Annotated in this window: 15 protein-coding genes; 12 read left to right on the top strand and 3 right to left on the bottom strand. The window is 50.7% G+C overall.

Annotated features, from left to right (window positions below; genetic code table 11):
• The first annotated feature begins 423 nt into the window (after positions 1 to 423).
• The 4 genes from DWX68_RS02935 to DWX68_RS02920 all read left to right on the top strand — a co-directional run bounded on the left by DWX68_RS02935 (position 424) and on the right by DWX68_RS02920 (position 6,873).
• Positions 424 to 4,002 (top strand): DUF5717 family protein, encoded by a 3,579-nt coding sequence (locus tag DWX68_RS02935; RefSeq protein WP_118628567.1) that lies wholly within the window; start codon positions 424 to 426, stop codon positions 4,000 to 4,002.
• A gap of 27 nt (positions 4,003 to 4,029) precedes the next feature.
• Positions 4,030 to 5,250: a DUF5716 family protein gene (locus DWX68_RS02930; RefSeq protein WP_118628566.1), complete on the top strand. Its 1,221-nt coding sequence runs from the start codon at positions 4,030 to 4,032 to the stop codon at positions 5,248 to 5,250.
• Positions 5,247 to 6,059, top strand: coding sequence for a hypothetical protein (locus DWX68_RS02925; protein ID WP_118628565.1), 813 nt, complete (start codon positions 5,247 to 5,249; stop codon positions 6,057 to 6,059). The genes DWX68_RS02930 and DWX68_RS02925 overlap by 4 nt, the downstream gene beginning before the upstream one ends.
• An 85-nt stretch (positions 6,060 to 6,144) precedes the next feature.
• Entirely contained in the window at positions 6,145 to 6,873 is a 729-nt protein-coding gene (locus DWX68_RS02920) for a histidine phosphatase family protein (RefSeq protein WP_118628564.1), read from the top strand.
• Positions 6,874 to 6,940: 67 nt separating this feature from the next.
• Here the strand turns inward: DWX68_RS02920 and DWX68_RS02915 are convergent, their stop codons facing one another.
• Both DWX68_RS02915 and DWX68_RS02910 read right to left on the bottom strand, forming a co-directional pair.
• Positions 6,941 to 7,936, bottom strand: a complete 996-nt coding sequence (locus DWX68_RS02915; protein ID WP_347475153.1) for a nucleoid-associated protein — start codon at positions 7,934 to 7,936, stop codon at positions 6,941 to 6,943.
• 22 nt (positions 7,937 to 7,958) lie between these two features.
• Positions 7,959 to 9,674, bottom strand: a complete 1,716-nt coding sequence (locus DWX68_RS02910) for a CvpA family protein (RefSeq protein ID WP_243027503.1) — start codon at positions 9,672 to 9,674, stop codon at positions 7,959 to 7,961.
• A 250-nt stretch (positions 9,675 to 9,924) separates the two neighbouring features.
• On the opposite strand from DWX68_RS02910, the gene secG reads away from it, so the two are divergent.
• The 5 genes from secG to DWX68_RS15010 all read left to right on the top strand — a co-directional run bounded on the left by secG (position 9,925) and on the right by DWX68_RS15010 (position 15,505).
• The gene (gene secG / locus DWX68_RS02905; RefSeq protein WP_107000428.1) at positions 9,925 to 10,161 is read left to right on the top strand and encodes a preprotein translocase subunit SecG; all 237 of its coding nucleotides are present in this window, start codon (positions 9,925 to 9,927) and stop codon (positions 10,159 to 10,161) included.
• A gap of 721 nt (positions 10,162 to 10,882) precedes the next feature.
• A complete protein-coding gene (gene rnr / locus DWX68_RS02900; protein WP_118628607.1) occupies positions 10,883 to 12,988 on the top strand; it encodes a ribonuclease R in 2,106 nt (701 codons plus the stop codon).
• 49 nt (positions 12,989 to 13,037) lie between these two features.
• Positions 13,038 to 13,502 carry an SsrA-binding protein SmpB gene (gene smpB, locus DWX68_RS02895; protein WP_022358767.1) on the top strand — a complete coding sequence of 155 codons (465 nt, stop codon included), beginning with the start codon at positions 13,038 to 13,040 and terminating at the stop codon, positions 13,500 to 13,502.
• A 285-nt stretch (positions 13,503 to 13,787) separates the two neighbouring features.
• On the top strand, positions 13,788 to 15,380 hold the full coding sequence (gene hcp, locus DWX68_RS02890) for a hydroxylamine reductase (protein WP_182432119.1): 1,593 nt from the start codon (positions 13,788 to 13,790) through the stop codon (positions 15,378 to 15,380).
• Positions 15,377 to 15,505 (top strand): hypothetical protein, encoded by a 129-nt coding sequence (locus DWX68_RS15010; protein WP_265104141.1) that lies wholly within the window; start codon positions 15,377 to 15,379, stop codon positions 15,503 to 15,505. Before hcp ends, DWX68_RS15010 begins: the two co-directional genes overlap by 4 nt.
• 177 nt (positions 15,506 to 15,682) lie before the next feature.
• Here the strand turns inward: DWX68_RS15010 and DWX68_RS02880 are convergent, their stop codons facing one another.
• Positions 15,683 to 17,062, bottom strand: coding sequence for an MATE family efflux transporter (locus DWX68_RS02880; RefSeq protein WP_118628561.1), 1,380 nt, complete (start codon positions 17,060 to 17,062; stop codon positions 15,683 to 15,685).
• Positions 17,063 to 17,299: 237 nt separating this feature from the next.
• On the opposite strand from DWX68_RS02880, the gene DWX68_RS02875 reads away from it, so the two are divergent.
• The 3 genes from DWX68_RS02875 (at position 17,300) to DWX68_RS02865 (ending at position 21,055) form a co-directional block, all read left to right on the top strand.
• A complete protein-coding gene (locus tag DWX68_RS02875) occupies positions 17,300 to 17,536 on the top strand; it encodes a hypothetical protein (protein WP_022360338.1) in 237 nt (78 codons plus the stop codon).
• Between the two features lie 368 nt (positions 17,537 to 17,904).
• Positions 17,905 to 18,690 (top strand): ZIP family metal transporter, encoded by a 786-nt coding sequence (locus DWX68_RS02870; RefSeq protein WP_117795818.1) that lies wholly within the window; start codon positions 17,905 to 17,907, stop codon positions 18,688 to 18,690.
• Between the two features lie 445 nt (positions 18,691 to 19,135).
• Complete coding sequence (locus DWX68_RS02865) at positions 19,136 to 21,055, top strand: DNA gyrase subunit B (RefSeq protein ID WP_118628560.1); 1,920 nt, start codon at positions 19,136 to 19,138, stop codon at positions 21,053 to 21,055.
• Positions 21,056 to 21,068 lie beyond the last annotated feature (13 nt).

The raw sequence follows: 21,068 nt of genomic DNA, 5'->3' as shown, positions 1-21,068 counted from the left end.
CTCAGTGGGAGTTGGGTCTCCGACTGAGATAAACGCTCCGCGAGGATGCGCAGTGATTCTGCACAGAATAAGTGTTTTACTTGCATATAGGAATTTTCTGAACTGAAAATTCCGTACGATACAGCTCTGGCAGCAGATTTTGCCGATTTGGAATGCGAAGCATCGGCAAAATCCCGTTGCTGAGAACAGTATAAGTGAACAGCAACGAATATGTCAGCTTCGCTGACCAGAATCACGCGCCAAGTCTCACGGACGTTCGACTTGAAAAAAATGCCGGATGGGCAATCAGCGAAATTCTCCAATTCCCTGATGTAAATGCAGACAAAATATGGTATGATATAAGGTACGAGATTTCGAACCGACGGAACTGTGGGAAGATAAAGCAGTTACCGGGACAGGATAATGAAACGGCAGGTGATAGGAATGAAAGAGAGAATTAACCGGCTGGCGAAGGGAATCATCGATTCGGAACAGCCGAAGATGACCTGGTCGCCTGAAAAGATAGACGAGACGCTGCGGATGAATACCCTGATGCAGAGAAATTTATGGATCGGGAGCGAAAATGGATTAAGTGTGAAGGGATTTGTGTATTCCTCGAACCTGCGGGTGCGGATTCCGGGGGATAACAATTCGTTTGGCGGACTCCGGTGCCGGATCGTATATGAAGTGGACACTTCGTTCCTGACGGCAGGCGACACGATCACGGGTTCTTTTTATCTGGTGACAAACTGCGGGGAAGAGGAGATTCCGTATGAGTTTCACGTCGAGGTGGCAGACGCCGGGAAGACTTTGGGTGATCTGAAAACGGCGGAAGATTTTCTGCACGTCGCGGAAAATGATATGGAGACGGCGCTCCGGCTTTTGGAGTACCCGGATTTTGTGGAAGTGCCGTTTATGCAGGATCTGCATGTGCGGGCACTCTATGACGGCCTGAAGGGGCACGGCAGCCGGGCAAATTTTATGGAAGAATTTCTGGTTGGACTGGGCGTGAAAAAGCCGGTCGGCCTGACGATTCCGGGCAGGGCGCGCGTATATGCCGAACTGGCTGAGAATGCCGAGGACACGATCGAGATCCGGATGGATAACTGGGGTAGTGTGTACCTGGAGGTGACGGCAGACGGCGAGTTTCTCCATCTGCCGAAGAAGAGTGCGACGCAGGCGGATTTTGAAGATGGTCTGCTCCGTCTTCCAGTACGGATTCTGGCGGAACGGCTGCATGCCGGAAAGAATTTCGGTGCCGTCCTGATTCACACTGCCAGAGAAACCGTGCGGATTCCGATCGAGGCATCGGCTGCCGATGCGGGCGGATGCGACCGGGCACATATGTCATTCCAGAAAGAGCTTGGAAATTATCTGACTGCCCGTCTGGCGTATGAAAATGGGATCGGCGGCACGGAGGCGGTTCACCAGATGCAGCGGGAGCTGGATCTGATGAAAATGACGCACTATGACGCGGGACTGCGGCTTTTGCAGGCGGAATTATACCTTTTGACTGATCGGCGTGAGAAAGCGCAGACGATTTTAAAGGAGCTGCAGGATTCAGCGGCGCTTAAAATATCGGGCGACCGGAAGCTTAACTGCCTGTACCGCTATCTGTACGTGACGCTGACCGGCAATGCCGAGCAGAAGGACACTTTGATCCGCCTGCTGCAGCAGTATGCGTCGGAGGAGACGGGCAGCAGCCTGTTTTATTATCTGATGCTTCTGCGTCTGGATGAGGAACTGCAGAAAAATCCGGTTACGGTGCTGATCAGCATGGAGCAGGAGTTTAAGGATGGCTGTCACAGCCCATTCCTCTATGCGGCGGGACTGAAACTTCTGGAGAGTGATCCGATCCTTTTAGACAATGCGGGCAATTTTGAGCTTCATGCCCTGTACTATGGGGCACGCCGGAAAATTATCAGCCGCGAGCTGGCACTGGCGGCGGTCCGGGTGATGCGTGCGTCCCGTTCGTACCGGGAGTTTTACAGACGCCTTTTGACGGAACTTTACGGGCTGTATCCGGAGACGGAGATTCTGGAGGCGCTCTGTGCAATGCTGATCCGGGGAGACTGCCGGGAGACAGCCTGTTTTGAATGGTATAGCCGGGCGCTGGAGGCAGATTTGAGTCTGACGCGCCTGTATGAATATTATTTATATGCGATGCCGGAGAATTATGACCGCCTGATGTCGCGTGAGGTATTTTTATACTTTTCGTATTCGGCAAATTTGGATGCGGGGTCACTGGCGAAGCTTTATGCGAACCTTCTTACATATGGAACGCCGGATTCGGATATTTACCGGATGTACGAGCGGGCGATGGAAGAGTTTGCGGTGGATCAGCTTTTCAAGGAACGGATAGACGGTGCCCTGGCGGTCCTGTACCGGAAATTGATCTATCCGGAACTGATCGATACGCAGATGGCGCGTGTCCTGCCGGGGATTTTGAAATCCTGCCGGGTAGAATGCCGGGAACCGGCGATGAAATACGTGGTGGTGCGCCATGAGGAGCAGATGACGGAGGACGCGTATGTGCTGAACGAGGGCACGGCGTATGTGCCGCTGTTTTCGGAGCGCGATCTGGTTCTATTCCAGGATGAAAATGAGACGCGGTATGCGCGGGTAAATTGCGCCATCCAGCCGGTATTTACGGATATGGAGGAACTTTTACAGACCTGTTTTGAAATGAATCCGATGCATCCGTTCCTCTTTATGAATGCGTGTGCAAAAGCCTGCCGCAAGGAGGTGCTGACCGGGGACGATGCGATCCTTTTGGAGCACGCGGATCAGAAGATGGAGCTGCACCCGCTGTTTAGGGCAAAGGTGCTGTCAGCGATCGTGCGGTATTATAAGAGGATGGCGGATGGGATTGAGGATGCGAAAAAGGATGGAAGTGTTTCTTATCTTCTGAGCCTTGATAAGGATCAGTTGACGCGGGATGAGAGAAACGGCGTCTGCGGGACGCTGATCCGGTGCGGGCATTTCAGCGAGGCCTATGAGATGGTGTGCCGGTATGGTCTGGAAGGTCTGCCGGTCAATCTGCTGCTGCGGCTTTGCGGGAGAATGCTGCTTCAAAATCTCTTTGACCGGGATGACCACCTGCTTTATCTGACCTGGTATGTCTTTGAACACGAGAAGCCGGACAGTGTGATTCTCGATTATCTCTGCGAACATTTCAACGGTACGGTGGATCAGATGTACCGCGTCCTGATGCAGGGGCTGCGGCTCCGGGTGGAGACGTATGATCTGGAGGAACGGCTGGTGGCGCAGATGCTTTTTACCGGCAATACAGCAAAGTTAGACCGGGTGTTCGAGCTTTATGCGTCACGCAAGAAAACAGGGGAAAATATCGTGCGCGCGTATTTCACGGTCAAGAGCGTGGAATATTTTCTGGAAAACCGTCCGACGGACGACAAGGTGTTCGCATTTTTGGAGGGTGCTGTGCAGGGAAGCTCTGATCGGGAGCGGATCCCGGATATTTATCTGCTGGCGCTGACAAAGTATTATGCGACGCTGCCGGAGCTTTCGGAGGAACAGCGGCGCCTGTGCCAGTCGGTGGTGGATGTGCTTTTAGATGCGGGCATGATTTTTGCCTATTTTAAGGATCTGGCGCGGTTTATCCATATCCCGGGCAATATTTTAGATAAAGAAATCATCGAGTATCACGGAAACCGGGCGGTGCGCCCGTATCTGCGGCTGCGGATTCTGCCGCAGGAGGAAGAGTTCCACTATGAGGAAATGCGTCTCGTTTACCGGGATATTTACATCCGTGAAAAGGTGATTTTTGAGGGCGAGACGCTGGAATATCAGATCGAAGAGGAAGAGGACGGCGTCCGGAAGACGAAAGAAAAGGGAGAGATTTCCTGCCGGGAGATTCCGGGGCGCAGCCGGGAAAGCCGGTTTGCGGCGCTCAATGAGATGAGTCTTTCTTTAAAAGTAAATAACGAGACGGCGCTTCGGGAAAAGATGCGGGAGTACCAGAAGAGAGATGCGGCGGTAAGCGCACTTTTCCCGATCGCCTGAGGAAAGGGACAGACGGACAAACGATAGATGAATGGACTTATAATTGGCATGGATCTGTGTGATTCATGCACACATATATCCTGTCAGGGTCAGGAGACGATCTGGTCGGTTCCGACCCGGATCGGAAAAGAACCGGATTCGGACGTCTGGCGGGTGGCGGAGGAGAGTGCCGGGGGCGCGTTAGAGGGCATGGTAGTGGAAGATAAGCTGCTTTCCCTGGCGATGAAGGACGGCACCGCCACGATCGACGGCGTCCGCTACGAGGGCTTATATCTGCTGAAAATGTTCCTGAAGCAGGTGCTTGCGATTCCCAGACAGGCGTCCGGAAAAGAAGAGATAGAAAACCTGGTGATCACGGTGCCAAAGTTTGAGGTAAAGCTGGTGGACTGCCTGATGTACTGTGCCGATTTTCTGGAAATCGACCGGAGCCGGGTGCATGTGATCAGTCACGCGGAGAGTTTTGTATATTACGTGATGAGCCAGAAACGGGAAGTCTGGAGCAACCAGGTGGGAATGTTTGAGCTTTCGGAGAATGGTCTTCATTATTATGAATTGAAAGTGCAGCGCGGGCTGCGCCAGATGCAGGTGGTCGCGGATCAGGAGGAGCTGGAGGAGTCATTCCACTTAAATGTGCTGGACAGCGACGCGGGCATCCAGATGGCAGACCGGATTCTTTCCTCCTGTGCGGAACGGCTGCTGCAGAAGCGCCTGTTTTCAGCGATCATCCTGACCGGCAGGGGATTTGCACAGACGGACTGGGCGGCAGATTTTATGCAGCAGATCTGCAAACGGCGCCGGGTGTTTGCGGAGATGGATGTATTTACCCGAGGGGCGCTGATCCGCTCGGAAGATCTCTGTGAAGCGCAGAGTGCGTACCATTTTACCTGTATCTGTGAGGGGCGGCTGAAAACAACGGTTTCCTTAAAGATTCAGGAGCGTGAAAAAGAGGGACAGCTGGTGCTGGCATCCGCCGGGGACAGCTGGTATGAGACGAAAATGACGGCGGAATTTATCGTGTCGGGCACGCCGGAGGTAGAATTTTCACTCCAGCCGCTGGAACCGCGCAAAAAGAAGACGGTGAAGATTCCGCTCGAGGGATTCCCGAAACGCCCGGACCGGACGACCCGGATCGAGATGGCATTTGGATTTACCGGGGAAGACACGATGATCGTCATGATACGTGATTTGGGATTTGGAGAATTGTTTCCGGCGACAAACCGGATGATTAAACAAGAGGTTTCATTATGAGTCTGATACTTTGCCGGCAGGAGCCGGTTCGACATCCTTTTTACATAGAACGGCTGGGCGTCCATATCGCATCGTCGCAGGAGCTGTGTTATGTCATTTATCAGAATCCGCTTCTGGCGCTGGATGGATTTGTGGATGACCGCCTGATTGAGTTTATCCGTTCGGAGCTGGGACTTTCGTTTCTGGCCGGCAAACTGGAGGCATGGCAGCGGAGCGGCGAGAGCCAGGACGAGCTGCCGATCGTGATTCTGCAGGAGTGCTGTTATTATACGGCAAAGGAGATTGCGGCATACCGCCAGAAATTGGCGGCATTTCGCAAAATGAATGCGGCGGAGTTCCGGAAGGAGACGGCGGATTACTATTTCCGCCTGCGGCAGTTTGGAACGGCGATCTATTACTACAACCGGATTCTGGAGGACTGGCGGGTCAAATCGCTGACGGACGAATTTACCGCGAAGATCTGGAACAATATCGGGGCGGCGTATGCCGGGATTTTCTGGTTTGAGAAAGCGTTTACCGCTTATGAAATGGCGTACAATTTCGACAAGAGCCCGGAGATGCTGAAGCACCTGTACCAGCTTGCCTTGATTGACCCGAAACTGGAGCTTAAGGAGCGCCATGCGGCTGCGATGACGCCGGAACAGAAGAAGATCTGGAAACGGGAACTCGACGAGGCGAACCAGACCGCGGAGAAGTGCGGGAATGTCCGCATGGTCGAGACGATGTTTGACCGCAATCCAGTCCGGCGGATGGAGAGTGCGGGAGAACTTTTAAATGGGTGGAAGCAGGAGTATCGGAAGATGCTCTAATTTTGCCCGCGCCCAGATACATCCCTTGGTCATGAGCACCGCGCTTTTGGGTTTTGTAACATTTCTTTACGAAAGGAGTTTTCCTATGCGCCTTCTGATTGTCCGCCATGCGGATCCTGATTACTCAATTGATTCCCTGACCCCGGCTGGCTGGGAGGAAGCAAAGCTTCTGGCAGACCGTCTGGCGCCGATTCCGGTGGCGGCTTATTATGTATCGCCGCTGGGGCGTGCGAAGGACACGGCGTCCCTGACCTTAAAAAAAGCCTGCCGCACGGCAGAAACCTGCAGCTGGCTGCGTGAATTTGCCCCGCAGGCGGTACATCCGGGAAAGGATTCCGGGCACTGTGTCTGGGACTGGCTGCCGGATGCGTGGATGGCGGAGCCGAAGTATTTTGATAAGGATCACTGGCATGAAACAGAAGTCTTTCAGAACGCCCATGTAAAAGAAGAGTACGACTGGGTGACTGGAGAGCTTGACCGGCTGCTCAGACGGCACGGATATGTGAGAAATGGATTGTTTTACCGGGCCGTGGCACCGAATGAGGACACGATTGTTTTATTCTGTCATTTTGGCGTCGAGTGCGTCCTGCTTTCCCATCTCTTAAATATCTCTCCGATGCAGCTCTGGCACGGAACCTGTGCGGCGCCGTCGTCGGTGACGGTGCTCTATACAGAAGAGCGCCGCTCCGGCGTCGCATCCTTCCGCATGAGCCGTTTTGGGGATGTTTCTCATCTGTATGCGGGTGGACGCGAGCCGTCGTTTGCGGCGCGGTTCTGTGAGGTGTATACACGGTTTGATCAGCGGCATGACTGATGGATGTTTCTGTTATTATGTATCGCAATCGTTTGAATCAGCCGATAAATAAATTTTGTGTGAGATGCTATTTACTGCTCAGCATCCCAATATTTTTAATCAACACCGAGATTGTCCCGTCCATGTTGGTGATAAACTCCACATGGTCGGGATTTCTGTATTCTTCCATCGGGATCGTGATCTCGATGCCGGTGTCAGTGTACAGCTTCTGTTTCTGGAATTTCTTGATCGTCTGCTCATTTTTCGGCGCGACCGTCTCGTAGGAGAGGTTGTAGCGGTCGAGTTTTTCATCCAGCTCCTCGAGCATCTCCGGGCTGCCGGGAAATACTTTTTCGCGCAGTTCGGACACCTTGATTTCGCCCTGTTCCTCTAATTCATTACAGATAATGTCTTTGATTTCCATCTTTTTCTGTGCATCCTCGTCGCCGTAATATTTTTTGGCAACCTGATCGACGGCGCGGGTGACGATGTCGAGCTTGGATTTCTGGGAGAGCGGGGCGCGGCATTCGAGGAAGAGCTCGGAGAAATAGAAGCATTTTTCGCCGTTGACCTCATATTTTTTCTCAGCCAGAATCAGGGAGCCGTCGGAGAGATCGAGGACAAACGCCTCGGAGAGGCGCTGTCCCTGTCCCGGAAGCAGTGCGCGCTGTAAAATGATCTCGTTGCTGTTGCCGCCGTCCGTTTCCCTGGTCTGATGCGTGTAGGAGGTCTTGTAGTTCATCTTTAAGAATGCCAGATAATCCTTGCCCTTGCAGCCGAACACGGTCATCGCCACATCGGCGGCTGGAATGTCAATATTCGCATTCATGATGTCGTAGAGGCGCTCGGCGAGCTGTTTGCTCGTCTCGACGAAATTGTCCGGGGTACAGTTTTGCAGCAGCTCTTTGACCTCGGATCCTTCTGCAAATGTACAGTGCTTGACATCGTCGCTTTCCGTTATTTTCTCGATATGCGCTTTCAGGAAGTCGGAAAAATCGGGTCCGACCTCCATGATCTGGTCGGAGAGAACCGGAATTCCCACCGAAGAATCAAGGATGTGCACGATGGCTGCCTTTAAAATCATATCTTCACTTTTCAATGTTATCTTACCTCCAGGTTATAACTTCTTTTGTAGAACCATTCTCGACGCACTCAAAGGAAACGGAGTCGCCCGCCTGCACGAACGGAAGCCGCTCGGAAACGGTGATCGCAGCGGTGTAGACGCTGTCGGTGCGGTCATCGGTCAGCGTGAAATAGTAGTAGGTGTTACCGGAAACGACGACATTCTCGATCGCCTCGACCGTGCCGGAGACAGTTTCGCTTGCCGCCGGTTCCTTGGCAGTCGGATCTTCGATTTCCTCCTGTCCCAGCGTCTCACGGTAATTGCGCTTCGCCTCATCGATCGTCTGTCCGGTGCCGACGATCTGGTACTGCGCGACATCGACGAACGCATACATTTTCACAAGCCCTGCAGCATCTTTCAGGGAAATGAAATATGCCGGTCGTCCGGAAATATTTAAGAGAAGCGGGAAGGTCGCACTGTAATTTAAGTGCTGCACCTGTCCGCGCGCGGAATCCATTGCGGCGAGCTCGGTGGCGCCCGGAACGGTGTAAAATTTCGTTTCTTTCGTCCGCAGGTTGACGAGGACGAAGCCAATGTTCGACTCATCTGAGGTTACAGAGCTCATGCCGGTGTACAGCCACACATCGTCGTCGATGGCGAGATAGTTGTAGCCGTAGGTCGTCCGACGCACGCCGCGCTGACCGAAGATGGAGTTTAAATAACCATTCTGGAATCTGCCGTTGTCGTCGAGCTGTTCCATGATGAGGTTCGAATCATAGAGCTGGTCGATCCACTGCGGGACATCCGCCTTGGCGTACCACTTAGATTCGCCGGTCTCAGCATTGACGAGGATCGCGCCGTCGATGTCCTTGCCGTTCCACCAGCCGATCCGGTAGGCGATGGTCGGCGCCACCCAGTATGGGTTTCCATCGTCGTCGATCTCGAAGGAGACCGTCTCAAACATCCGTGTTGGGTAGCAGAAACGGATGTAGCGGTTGATATTGCGGAAGAAATATTCACTGGTGGAATACTTCATGCCGGAGGACAGCCAGACGAGATCGGTATTCTGATCGACCATATTGACAGCAATGTATGCCGGAAGTCCCTTCTTCTGGTTGTACAGCCACTTGATCGGGTCGGCATAGCGCAAAGGCGTCACGCGGTACGGTGTCCCCTTGTAGTTGATCTGTGTGTAATTTTCCTGAATCTCAAACTGGGAGACCAGGTCGGTCATCTCACCGAGCTTTTTGCTTCCGAGCCGGGAGGCGGTATCCTTATCAACGACCGGGATCTGCGACATGCCAAGTTCTGCGACATCTGAGGCAAAATCGCCCTCGGTAACGGTGATTAGATCGCGGTAGCGGGACGCATTAAAAAGCTGGATGCCCGCCGCGGAGGCGATCAGGGAAAAGAAGATCAGGACAGCGATCGCGATCATGCCATATTTGCACGGACGTCCCATCGCCTTAAAACCGGCAAACGGACTGCCGGAGGAGTCCGCGTACTTGCGCCGCAGAACCATCCGTCCGGTCACAGGATCGCGCACGACCTCGACGCCGCGGTTTTGCTGTACTGTTTTCAGGAATATGAGAATGCTTTCCATAAAGTTGACTGCCAGTACAATCAGAATGCAGATAATCAGGAATACGATGAAATCCTGATCGTGCAGATTGATGGCTGGCATCATGGTGTAGAACACCAGAAAAATAAGGACGGCAGAGAGAAACAGACGCCCAAACGCCGAAGTGAATTTTTTCAAAATAGAACCCTCCTGACTCGTTTTATGATAAAAAATAGCTGTTCCCATGAAAAAAAGGATTTCGCTGATTGTAAATGTGATAGAACTCTATTGTATCGCACGACGGGAGATAAAATCAAGCCCGGTAACGGAATTTGCCGTGGCTTCGCATTTAAATACGGCAAATTCCCGGGTTGAAGTCGGGAAAAAAACAGTTGTCCTTCCGCCGAAAATATGCTATGATTACTATGTTTATTCAGGAGGTGCGAAGATGATCAAGACGATCCTTACGATCATATTTATTATTATCTGTGTATTCCTGTCGGCGGTAATCCTACTGCAGGAGGGCAAATCGGCAGGTCTGTCCGGTTCCATCGGCGGTATGGCTGACAGCTACTGGGGCAGAAATAAAAGCCGTTCTATGGAAGGAAAGCTGGAGAAGCTGACCAAATATGCTGCAATTCTGTGGCTGATCCTTGCATTAGTTTTGAATTTGAAATTCCTGTAAGGAACCTTTAAGAGGCTGTCGCGTGGCAGCGGGATCTGTTTCCTGAATCTGATATTTGCCGGTGGTTTCCGAGCAGATGCAGGGGTGAGAGGCAGAGAGCGCTGGACGTGGCAGCTTTTTTTCATAGGAAATGGCGCGAGAATGTGAATTAAGAAAGAGAAGTGAGATAGATTTGAACATATTTGATAAAATCATGGAAAAAATAAAGAGAAGCGAGGCTCAGAAATACGCAAAACAGCAGAAGCGCCAGGCGCAGATGCAGAGTGCGGCAGCTTCACAGAAAGAGGAAGGACAGAAAATGCCGGAAAATCGCAGGAGAGAAAGAGAGGCGTTTGAAAAACGTCAGCAGACGGAGATGAAGCTCTCGGATGAGATGCTGGAGACGATCCGGAAAAATGCAGAACAGCGGTTTGCGATGCGCAAAGAAGAAGCGCGAGAAGAGAAAATGTCCGGAGAAAGCCGGGAGAGCAGCGTACAGCGCCAGATTGACGGGGATGGGCTGATCGGCGAGTGGGAAGAGAGGTACGGAAAAAAGAAGAAAAAACCGGAGCGTGCGAAAGGTCCGAAAGAGGAATCGGTGCGCCAGAAAAAGGATAAAGCGGGAAAGAAAGACCGTGATCGAAAGCTTGAGCGTGAGATGGATAAGAAGCGCGAAAAGCGCGGCAAGAAGGAGCGTGAGGATGCTGGCGTTTCCGAGGAGGAGTTTACCCGCCGCTGCAAGATGATTCAGGATGTCATGAATGAACCGGCATACGTGCCGATGAAGCTGAAGGAGCTGGCACTTCTTTTAAATATTCCGAAGGAACAGCGCCGGGAGCTGCAGCGGGTTATCGATCATCTGCTGGAAGAGGGAAAAATCAGCATGTCCCGCAAGGGCAAGCTGGGACGCCCGGAGACATTTTCAGAGGCAGGTATTTATTCGGGACACCCGAAGGGCTTCGGTTTCGTGACAATCGAGGGACGTGAGCAGGATGTGTTCGTTCCGCGTGAAAAAACAAAGGGCGCGATGCACGGCGATAAGGTGCTGGTTGTGATTGAGCAGGAGAGCGACGGCGGACGCAGAGCTGAGGGAAGTATCGTGCGGATCCTGGAGCACGCTAATCAGGAGCTGGTCGGTCTGTATGAGAAAAACGGCGGTTTCGGCTTTGTGATCCCGGACAATCCACGGATTTCACGCGACATTTTCATCCCGCAGGGGTGTGACGCGGGCGCAGTGACCGGTCATAAGGTCATCGTGAAGATCAAGGATTACGGAAACAGCCCGGATAAGAAGCCGGAGGGCGTGATCACCAGCATTCTCGGACATATGAACGATCCGGGAGTCGATATTTTATCCATCGTGAAAGCATACGGTCTGCCGGAAGAATTTCCGCCGGAGGTCATGGCACAGCTTGAAGAGATCCCGGATGCCGTCCGCGAGGAGGACAAGGCGGGACGCAAGGATCTGCGTGAGCTGCCGACAGTCACGATCGATGGTGAGGAAGCGAAGGATCTCGATGATGCGATCACGCTGGAAAAGACGGAGCAGGGCTACCGGCTCGGTGTACACATTGCGGATGTGACCCATTATGTCCGCGAGGGCAGCCCGCTTGACCGCGAGGCATTAAAGCGCGGAACGAGCGTGTATCTGACCGATCGCGTCATTCCGATGCTGCCGCATAAACTTTCAAACGGTATCTGTTCCCTGAATCAGGGCGAGGATCGCCTGGCGCTGAGCTGTATCATGGAAATCAATGACAAAGGCGTCGTGATCGGACATGAGATTGCAGAGACATTGATCCGCGTCGATCGCCGGATGACGTATACGGCGGTCAATGCGATCATCACGGATGATGATGCAGAGACAAAGGAGAAATATAAGGAATTTGTGGATTTATTCCTGCAAATGAAAGAACTTTCGCAGCTTCTCCGAAAGAGACGCCAGGAGCGCGGTGCGATCGACTTCGACTTTCCAGAGAGCAAGATTTTACTCGACGCCAAAGGACGCCCGATCGAGATCAAGCCGTATGAGCGCAACGCGGCGACGAAGCTTATCGAGGATTTCATGCTGATGGCAAATGAGACGGTAGCCGAGGACTATTATTGGCAGGAAATTCCGTTCCTCTACCGAATCCATGAGAAACCGGATGAGGAGAAGATGGCGAAACTCGGCACGTTCATCAACAATTTCGGATATACATTGCGGATGCCGGGCGGCGAAATCCACCCGAAAGAGCTGCAAAAGCTGCTTGAAAAGATAGAGGGCACGCCGGAGGAGGCATTGCTCAGCCGTTTGACGCTGCGCTCCATGAAACAGGCGAAATATTCGACCTTGAACTCCGGTCATTTCGGATTGGCGGCGAAATATTATACTCATTTCACCTCCCCGATCCGCCGTTATCCGGATCTGCAGATCCACCGGATCATCAAAGAATGCCTCCACGGCAATATGGATGCGCGAAAAACCGCCCATTTTGAGAAAATCCTGCCGGAAGTGGCAGTCCAGACCTCGGCCCTGGAGCGCCGCGCTGACGAAGCCGAGCGCGAAACCGATAAGATGAAGAAAGTCCAGTACATGGAACATTACATCGGAGAAGAATTCGAGGGAGTCATTTCCGGTGTCACCAACTGGGGCTTCTATGTCGAGCTGCCGAACACAGTTGAAGGATTAGTTCATGTCAACGAACTGCGCGGCGACTATTTCGTATTTGACGAAGCACACTATGAGCTGGTCGGAGAGATGACGAGAAAGACGTACAAGCTCGGTCAGAGCATCCGCGTCCGCGTGACTGCGTGCGACCGGTATGCGAGGACGATTGATTTTATGCCGGCAGTGTACTGGAAGTAGGAGATTGTAAAATAAGATGTAAAAAGTAGAGAGGGAAAGAGGAATTAAAATGGGAGCAGGAATTAAGATGGTGGCGAACAATAAGAAAGCCTACCATGATTATTTTATCGATGATAAATTCGAAGCCGGGATCGAGTTATTCGGTACCGAGGTTAAATCGATCCGCATGGGGAAATGCAGCATCAAGGAAGCATTTATCAAGATTGAGAGTGACGGTCAGGTGTATGTATTCGGCATGCATATCAGCCCATATGAGAAGGGAAATATCTTTAACAAAGATCCGCTGCGTGTGCGGAAACTCCTTCTCCACAAACTGGAGATCCGCCGCCTGATGTCAAAGATCAAAGAAAAAGGATATACGCTGGTGCCGCTGCAGGTGTATTTTAAGGGAAGTCTCGTAAAAGTAGAGATTGGTCTGGCACGCGGTAAGAAGCTGTATGATAAGAGAGACGATCTGGCGAAAAAGGACGCGAAGCGGGAGATTGACCGGGCGTTTAAGGCGAGACAGAAATAAAAGAAAAGATTCCATCTATGTACCGACTTCCAAATGTTAGACCTAAAAATCTAACGATTGGAGGTCGGTATTTTTACGGCTAAATATTCTTTTGAACTTAAATTTCTGTTTCGTTGTAAAAACAACTGAATTTCTGCCGGTGTTTTTTTATAATACGCTTGTAAAGCTAAGAAAGACAAAAAGCCGGCAGCCTGGAAGTGCGCGAATGTGTTCTTGAACGTGAGGGTGCCGCAGGTTAGAAATAATGGCTGTTGATTGCAGAACAACGAAAAGGAGTTATAAAGTATGGAGCGGAAAATGTTTTGTTACCAGTGTGAGCAGACGGCAGGCTGTACGGCCTGTACCGGCAGTGCCGGTGTGTGCGGCAAGAGAGCGGACACCGCCAGGCTGCAGGATAAGCTGACGGGTGCGCTGATTGGCCTTGCAAGAGCGACGGAAGGCAATGAATACCTGATTACCGGGGATACCAGCAGACTTGTATTGGAAGGATTGTTTACCACGGTAACAAATGTGAATTTTAACAATGACACCATCACTGAATTGATCCGGCGGGTTGAAAAAGAGAGAGAACGCCTGGTGCCTGATTGTTTCGTGTGCACGGTCTCCTGCGGCAAAAATAACAATTATGATATGAATAATCTCTGGGAGGCAGACGAGGATGTCCGTTCTCTGAAATCGCTGATTTTGTTCGGAATCCGCGGCGTTGCGGCGTATGCTTACCACGCGGCCGTTCTGGGATATACCGATGACACGATCAATCGCTTCTTTTTTAAGGCGCTCTTTGCGATCGGCATGGATGACTGGGGCATGGACGAGCTGCTTCCGATTGTCCTGGAAGTGGGTGAAATCAACCTCAAGTGCATGGCGCTTCTGGATCGAGCCAACACCGAGACTTATGGAAATCCTGTTCCGACGCAGGTGCCTCTGACCGTGGAGAAAGGCCCGTTTATCGTTATCAGCGGCCATGATTTATACGATTTAAAACAGCTCCTTGAGCAGACGAAAGATAAGGGCATCAACATCTACACTCACGGTGAAATGCTTCCGGCGCACGCTTATCCGGAACTGAAAAAGTATCTTCACCTGAAGGGCAATTTCGGCACGGCATGGCAGAACCAGCAGAAGGAATTTGCAGATATTCCGGCTCCGGTTCTCTTTACGACGAACTGCCTGATGCCTCCGAAAAAGAGCTATGCCGACCGGGTGTTTACGACGGAAGTCGTATCCTATCCGGAAATGGTACACATCGGCAAAGAGAGAGATTTTACGCCGGTTATTGAAAAGGCACTTTCATTGGGTGGTTATCCTGAGGATATGCATTTTACAGGCATAAACGGCGGCAAAACAGTCATGACTGGATTTTCCCACCATGCGGTTCTTTCAGTGGCGGATACGGTCATCAATGCCGTTAAATCGGGAGCTATCAAACATTTCTTCCTGGTCGGCGGATGTGACGGTGCTAAGCCGGGACGCAATTATTATACCGAATTTGTAAAGCAGACATCGGCAGACAGCATTGTTCTGACCCTTGCCTGCGGCAAATACCGGTTCAATGATCTGGATCTGGGTACGATTGGCGGTCTTCCGAGAATAATGGATATGGGACAGTGCAACGACGCTTACAGCGCCATCAAGGTTGCGGTGGCATTGGCAGAAGCATTTGACTGCGGTGTCAACGATCTGCCGCTTTCCATGGTGCTCTCCTGGTATGAGCAGAAAGCAGTGTGTATCCTGCTGACACTGCTTCATCTGGGGATCAAAAATATTCTCCTCGGACCGTCCCTTCCGGCATTTATCTCTCCGAATGTGCTGCAGTATCTGGTGGAAAATTATAACATTGCACCGATCAGCACACCGGAGGAGGATCTGCACAGATGATATTGGGCGCGAGTGCAAAAGCCCCGATCGAGGGGACAATTGTACGTCTCTATTCTTTTGTAACGTGCAGCTATGAATTTGACAATGCTCGGACGATTCTGTATGCGTATGAGACAACGGAATAATTAAGCGGATATTCGATGAAAAAGGAAATAGATAAAAAGAAGTCGTGATAATATAATAAGAACGCAGAACCGCCGCAAAAAAGTATAAATAAAAAGGCAGCTATAAAACAGATAAAGAAATTCAAAGAAATATCTGTTTTACAGCTGCTTTTTATTTACAGGCTTGTGCGATATATTTTAAACTGCTTCCTGTTTCTGCAGTTTCGTCAATTTCCGCCAGATGGTAAAAAGCATCGTTCCAAAGCAGGCAATTCCGCCGATAAAGTTGGAAATTGGTTCGGCGGCAAATACGCCGTTGGTGCCCATTCCAAACATACCTGGCAGCAGGATTGTCAGCGGAACGACGATGATTACTTTTCGGAAAATAGAGAAAAAGATCGCTTTTTTGGATTCACCCAGACCGACGAAAATCGATTGTCCGGAGAATTGGAGCGACATCATAAAGAATCCGAAAAAGTATAAGCGGATCGCCGGAATACCTGCCGCAATGAGTTCTGCATCCTGATTAAAAATGCGGATAAAGAATGCTGGGAAACCATCGACAATCAGCCAGATACCGGTCGTATATAAAATTGCAATAAAAGAGGTAAAGACGATTGCCTTTTTAACGCGACCGTATTCTTTCGCCCCATAATTGAAACCGAGCACCGGCTGAGCGCTGTGGGTAACGCCGGTTACCGGAAGAGTTGCAATTTCACGGATGGAGTTGATAACGGTCATAACACCGACGTAGAGATCGCCGCCGTATACCTGTAAGGTTGCGTTGCACATGATCTGGACGGTGCAGTTGGTGATCGCCATCGTGAAACCGGACAGACCGAGTCCGACGATTTTTCGGACCCTCCGTGCGGAAAGGCGCATCGAAGAACGTCTCAGTTTCAGAATTGTTTTGTCACTTGTTAAAAACCGCAGAATCCAGATGGCAGAGAGAAGCTGCGACAGGATGGTGGCGAGCGCCGCGCCGCGGATTCCCATGTGAAGCATAAAGATAAAAATCGGGTCGAGCAGGATATTGGCGGCAGCGCCCAAAAGGACGGTCATCATGCCGATGCGCCCGAATCCCTGTGAATTGATGAACGAGTTCATGCCGAGTCCGACCATCACGAACAGGCTGCCGAGCAGATAGATTGTAATGTAGGCGTCCGCATATGGATAAGTAGCGTTGCTGGCTCCGAACAGATACAGCATTGGTTTGCGGAATATCAGGCAGAGTATGGTCAGAAACACACCGGAAATAACCATCATGGAGAAGGAATTTCCCATGATCGCCTCGGCTTCTTTGATATCCCCGCGTCCGCGCTCAATTGAGCAGAGCGGCGCGCCGCCCATGCCAAACAGGTTGGCAAATGCGATGACGAGCGTAATGATCGGCAGCGAAAGCCCGATGCCGGTCAAAGATAGGGTGGCATGATCGGGTATGCGTCCGATGTAGATGCGGTCAACGATGTTGTACAGGACATTGATAAGCTGCGCCAACGTCATCGGGATCGCGAGATTCATGATATTTTTAACGATACTTCCTTTGGAAAAATCGTTCTGTGTATTGGAAGCACTCATACAAACTCCTTTTTTCTTGCGTTTGGATACAATCTGATATTATAATAAGGAAAAAGAAATTTGTCCAGAGAGAAAGTCATTCAAAAGAGATTCAAAAAGGAAGTATATTATCAAAAAATGCGTTTTATTGAAATGGAGATTACTCTGATTGATGAAAAACTTAGTTTTTAAACGAATCGATATTGCACAAATAAGAGATTTGTGCTATTCTCAAAGAAAACGAAAGGGGTATGTATTATGCCGAGAGGACCGAAACGTTCTGCATTAGAAGTAAACAAAGAGAAGCTGGCAGCGGTAGAAGAGAAGCTGGCTAAATTAGAAGAAACCGTTAAAGCTCTGAAAGCAGAGAAAAAGGAATTAGCGGCTGAGATTCGTAAAGCTGAATTAAGCGAATTACTGGATGCGATCGAAGAGAGCAATTTAAGCGTAAACGATGTTCATGAGTTTATTAAACAGAATTCTGAGCAGAAATAAATTAAAAAGTGATAAATCATTGTATTCAAAGAATGAAAAGAGAACTGGAAATTAGGGACATCCTGATTTCTGGTTCTCTTTTTTTGTTTGCGTAAAGACGTTTGCAAACGAGAAACATATGAAAGAATGCCGATGTATAAACAGAGGGTTGTTTGAATCGGATTTGAGCCGGGATTGGCGGATGAAACCGCTTAATGATAAAAAGGAACCGTGCAAAAGAAAGGCGCATATGCTACAATAGGAATATTCAATCAGAGGAACTTGAGATGACTTCTTTGAACGACCCGGTACATCAAAGAGAAATAGAAGAAAAAAAACGAGGTTCCGGGAAAAGAACCGTTCAGATATTTAAAAAGAAAGGAATGAATATGGATCAAAATACGCTTCTTGGGGTTTTGATTCCGTTTGTCGGTACGACGGCGGGAGCAGCCTGTGTCTTTTTTTTGAAAAATGAGTTAAAGCCGATCATCCAGAAAACGCTTCTGGGATTCGCATCGGGGGTGATGGTGGCGGCATCGGTCTGGTCACTTTTAATTCCGTCGATGAATATGTGCGAAGCGATGGGGCATCTGGCATTTCTGCCGGCATCCATTGGTTTTATGGTGGGTATTCTGATGCTGCTTTTGCTGGATCGTGTGATCCCGCATCTGCATCTGGGAAGTGATGAGCCGGAGGGGCATGTGTGCGGGCTCAAGAAGACGACGATGCTGGTTCTGGCGGTCACACTTCACAATATCCCGGAGGGCATGGCGGTCGGAGTGGTATTTGCCGGATTCTTAGCAGAAAAGAGCGGTATCACGCTTGCAGCGGCGCTGGCGCTTTCGCTTGGAATCGCGATTCAGAACTTCCCGGAGGGAGCGATCATTTCCCTGCCGCTTCGGAGTGAGTCAGGGATGAGCCGGAAAAAGGCATTTGCAATGGGAACACTCTCCGGTATCGTCGAGCCGATCGGGGCGCTTGCGACGATCGCCGCGTACCGCTATCTGGAACCGGTTCTGCCGGTTCTCCTGGCGCTTGCAGCAGGGGCGATGATTTACGTGGTTGTGGAGGAACTGATTCCAGAGTCGGCGCAGGGCAGTCATTCCGATATGGGAACGATCGGATTTGCGGTTGGATTTGTGTTGATGATGATTCTGGATGTGGCGCTGGGATAAAAGAAAGCTGCCACCACGTTTTCTTACGGCACTTTCGGTTCCAAAAGTGCCTACCCGTGAGCAGCAACAAAACGAACATTTGTTCTAAAAAATGCATTGCAAAATTTTTGAATTTATGTAATAATATTTGTAGCTGTTCAGTAGGTCCGCGCATTTACTGCGCTGACCGTACGAAAACATGGACCAGCAGGCAAAAATCCCATTGCCGCAGGCAATTTTTAATGTTTTTTTGCGCGTGACTGTGAAGGTACTGAACAGTTACTAATATTTTATAGTAAATGAGAACGGTTTACTACTTTTTTCAAAGTCATAAAATAAATACGTATTATTATTTTTATAAGTAGAAGAAATCAGCTTGACCTGTGAAATAAAAGCTGCCGTTTGCATCACACGTGTAAATGGCAGCCAATATTATTCCCAGGTCGGGCACAGGAGGAATGAATCTATGGGTAAAACACAGTATGATGCGGACAGCATAACGGTCCTGGAGGGGCTGGAGGCTGTCCGTAAGCGTCCTGGTATGTATATAGGAAGTGTGGGAACGAAGGGACTGAATCACCTGATCTATGAGATCGTGGACAACTCGGTCGATGAGCACCTGGCGGGCGCCTGTTCCCAGATCCGCGTGACGCTGGAGGCGGACGGCTCCTGCACCGTCCGGGACAATGGACGCGGTATTCCGGTGGAGATGCATAAAAAGGGTGTGGCGGCGGAGCGAATCGTACTCTCGACCTTGCACGCGGGCGGCAAGTTTGACAACAATGCGTACAAGACGAGCGGTGGCCTGCACGGCGTCGGTTCGTCGGTTGTCAATGCCCTCTCAGCGCATCTGGAGGTCAATATATATAAGAATGGACAGATCCATCATGATGCGTATGAGCGCGGCATCCCGACGGTTGAGCTGATCGATGGTCTTCTGCCGGTGGTTGGAAAGACAAGAGAGACCGGAACGGAGATCAATTTTCTGCCGGATCCGGAGATTTTTGAAAAAACGCGGTTCAAGGCGGACTGGCTCAAGAGCCGCCTGCATGAGACGGCATATCTGAACCCAAAGCTGACGATTCTTTATGAGAATAAGCGGGCGGGCGAGGCTGAAAAGGTGACTTATTCGGAGCCGGACGGCATCGTGGCGTATGTGCGTGAGCTGAACAGCACGAAGACGCCGATTCATGATCCGATTTATTTCAAGGGCGTCAGCGACCAGATCGAGGTTGAAGTGGCATTCCAGTTTGTCGATGCATTTGAGGAAAATGTACTCGGCTTCTGCAACAATATTTTCACACAGGAGGGCGGCACGCATCTGGCGGGCTTTAAGACGCGTTTTACCCAGATGATCAACAGCTATGCGAAAGAGCTGGGAATCCTGAAGGAAAAAGATACAAAATTTACAGGACCGGATACGAGAAACGGCATGACGGCGGTTGTGGCGGTCAAGCATCCGGATCCGATCTTTGAGGGGCAGACGAAGACAAAGCTGGCGAGTGCCGATGCGACAAAAGCGGTGTTCAGCGTGACAGGGGACGAGCTGCAGCTTTATTTTGACCGGAATTTAGAGGTATTGAAGGCGATCATCGCCTGTGCGGAGAAATCTGCAAAGATCCGGAAGGCAGAGGAACGCGCCAAGACCAATATGCTGACGAAATCCCGTTTTTCCTTTGACAGCAACGGAAAGCTGGCAAACTGTGAGAGCCGCGAGGCAGAGAAATGTGAGATTTTCATTGTCGAGGGAGATTCCGCGGGCGGTTCAGCTAAGATGGGACGAAACCGCCGCTATCAGGCGATCCTGCCGATCCGGGGCAAGATTTTAAATGTGGAGAAAGCTTCGATGGACAAGGTGTTGGCGAATGCCGAGATCAAGACGATGATCAATGCGTTCGGCTGCGGCTTTTCGGAAGGATATGGCAATGATTTCGATATTGCGAAGCTGCGTTACCACAAGATCGTCCTGATGACGGATGCCGATGTGGACGGAAGCCATATTGATACACTGCTTCTGACTTTCTTATACCGTTTTATGCCGGAATTGATTCAGAACGGGCACGTATATATTGCGATGCCGCCGTTATTTAAGGTGATTCCGAAAAAGGGAAAAGAAGAGTATCTATACGATGAGAAAGCATTGGAGCGCTACCGCAGAACCCACACAGGGGAATTTACCCTGCAGCGCTACAAAGGTCTGGGCGAGATGGATGCGGAACAGCTCTGGGAGACGACGTTAAACCCGGAGAACCGTGTGCTCAAGCGTGTGGAGATCGAGGATGCCCGGATGGCGTCGGAGATCACGGAGATGCTGATGGGAAGCGACGTGCCGCCGAGACGGCAGTTTATCTACGATCACGCGGATGAGGCGGAGATAGATGCTTAATAGAAAGATTATG

This window comes from Clostridium sp. AF20-7, assembly GCF_003479275.1.
Classification (GTDB): domain Bacteria; phylum Bacillota; class Clostridia; order Lachnospirales; family Lachnospiraceae; genus Otoolea; species Otoolea fessa.
Note: the sequence above shows the minus strand (reverse complement) of the source record. Positions and strands in the feature narration are given on the sequence as shown.

Coding starts and splice junctions, on each gene's coding strand:
- hcp (WP_182432119.1), top strand. CDS start 13,788: ATGGAGCGGAAAATGTTTTGTTACCAGTGTGAGCAGACGGCAGGCTGT.
- DWX68_RS02870 (WP_117795818.1), top strand. CDS start 17,905: ATGGATCAAAATACGCTTCTTGGGGTTTTGATTCCGTTTGTCGGTACG.
- DWX68_RS02935 (WP_118628567.1), top strand. CDS start 424: ATGAAAGAGAGAATTAACCGGCTGGCGAAGGGAATCATCGATTCGGAA.
- DWX68_RS15010 (WP_265104141.1), top strand. CDS start 15,377: ATGATATTGGGCGCGAGTGCAAAAGCCCCGATCGAGGGGACAATTGTA.
- DWX68_RS02915 (WP_347475153.1), bottom strand. CDS start 7,936: ATGATTTTAAAGGCAGCCATCGTGCACATCCTTGATTCTTCGGTGGGA.
- DWX68_RS02875 (WP_022360338.1), top strand. CDS start 17,300: ATGCCGAGAGGACCGAAACGTTCTGCATTAGAAGTAAACAAAGAGAAG.
- DWX68_RS02930 (WP_118628566.1), top strand. CDS start 4,030: ATGAATGGACTTATAATTGGCATGGATCTGTGTGATTCATGCACACAT.
- DWX68_RS02925 (WP_118628565.1), top strand. CDS start 5,247: ATGAGTCTGATACTTTGCCGGCAGGAGCCGGTTCGACATCCTTTTTAC.
- smpB (WP_022358767.1), top strand. CDS start 13,038: ATGGGAGCAGGAATTAAGATGGTGGCGAACAATAAGAAAGCCTACCAT.
- DWX68_RS02920 (WP_118628564.1), top strand. CDS start 6,145: ATGCGCCTTCTGATTGTCCGCCATGCGGATCCTGATTACTCAATTGAT.
- DWX68_RS02880 (WP_118628561.1), bottom strand. CDS start 17,062: ATGAGTGCTTCCAATACACAGAACGATTTTTCCAAAGGAAGTATCGTT.
- rnr (WP_118628607.1), top strand. CDS start 10,883: ATGATTCAGGATGTCATGAATGAACCGGCATACGTGCCGATGAAGCTG.
- DWX68_RS02865 (WP_118628560.1), top strand. CDS start 19,136: ATGGGTAAAACACAGTATGATGCGGACAGCATAACGGTCCTGGAGGGG.
- secG (WP_107000428.1), top strand. CDS start 9,925: ATGATCAAGACGATCCTTACGATCATATTTATTATTATCTGTGTATTC.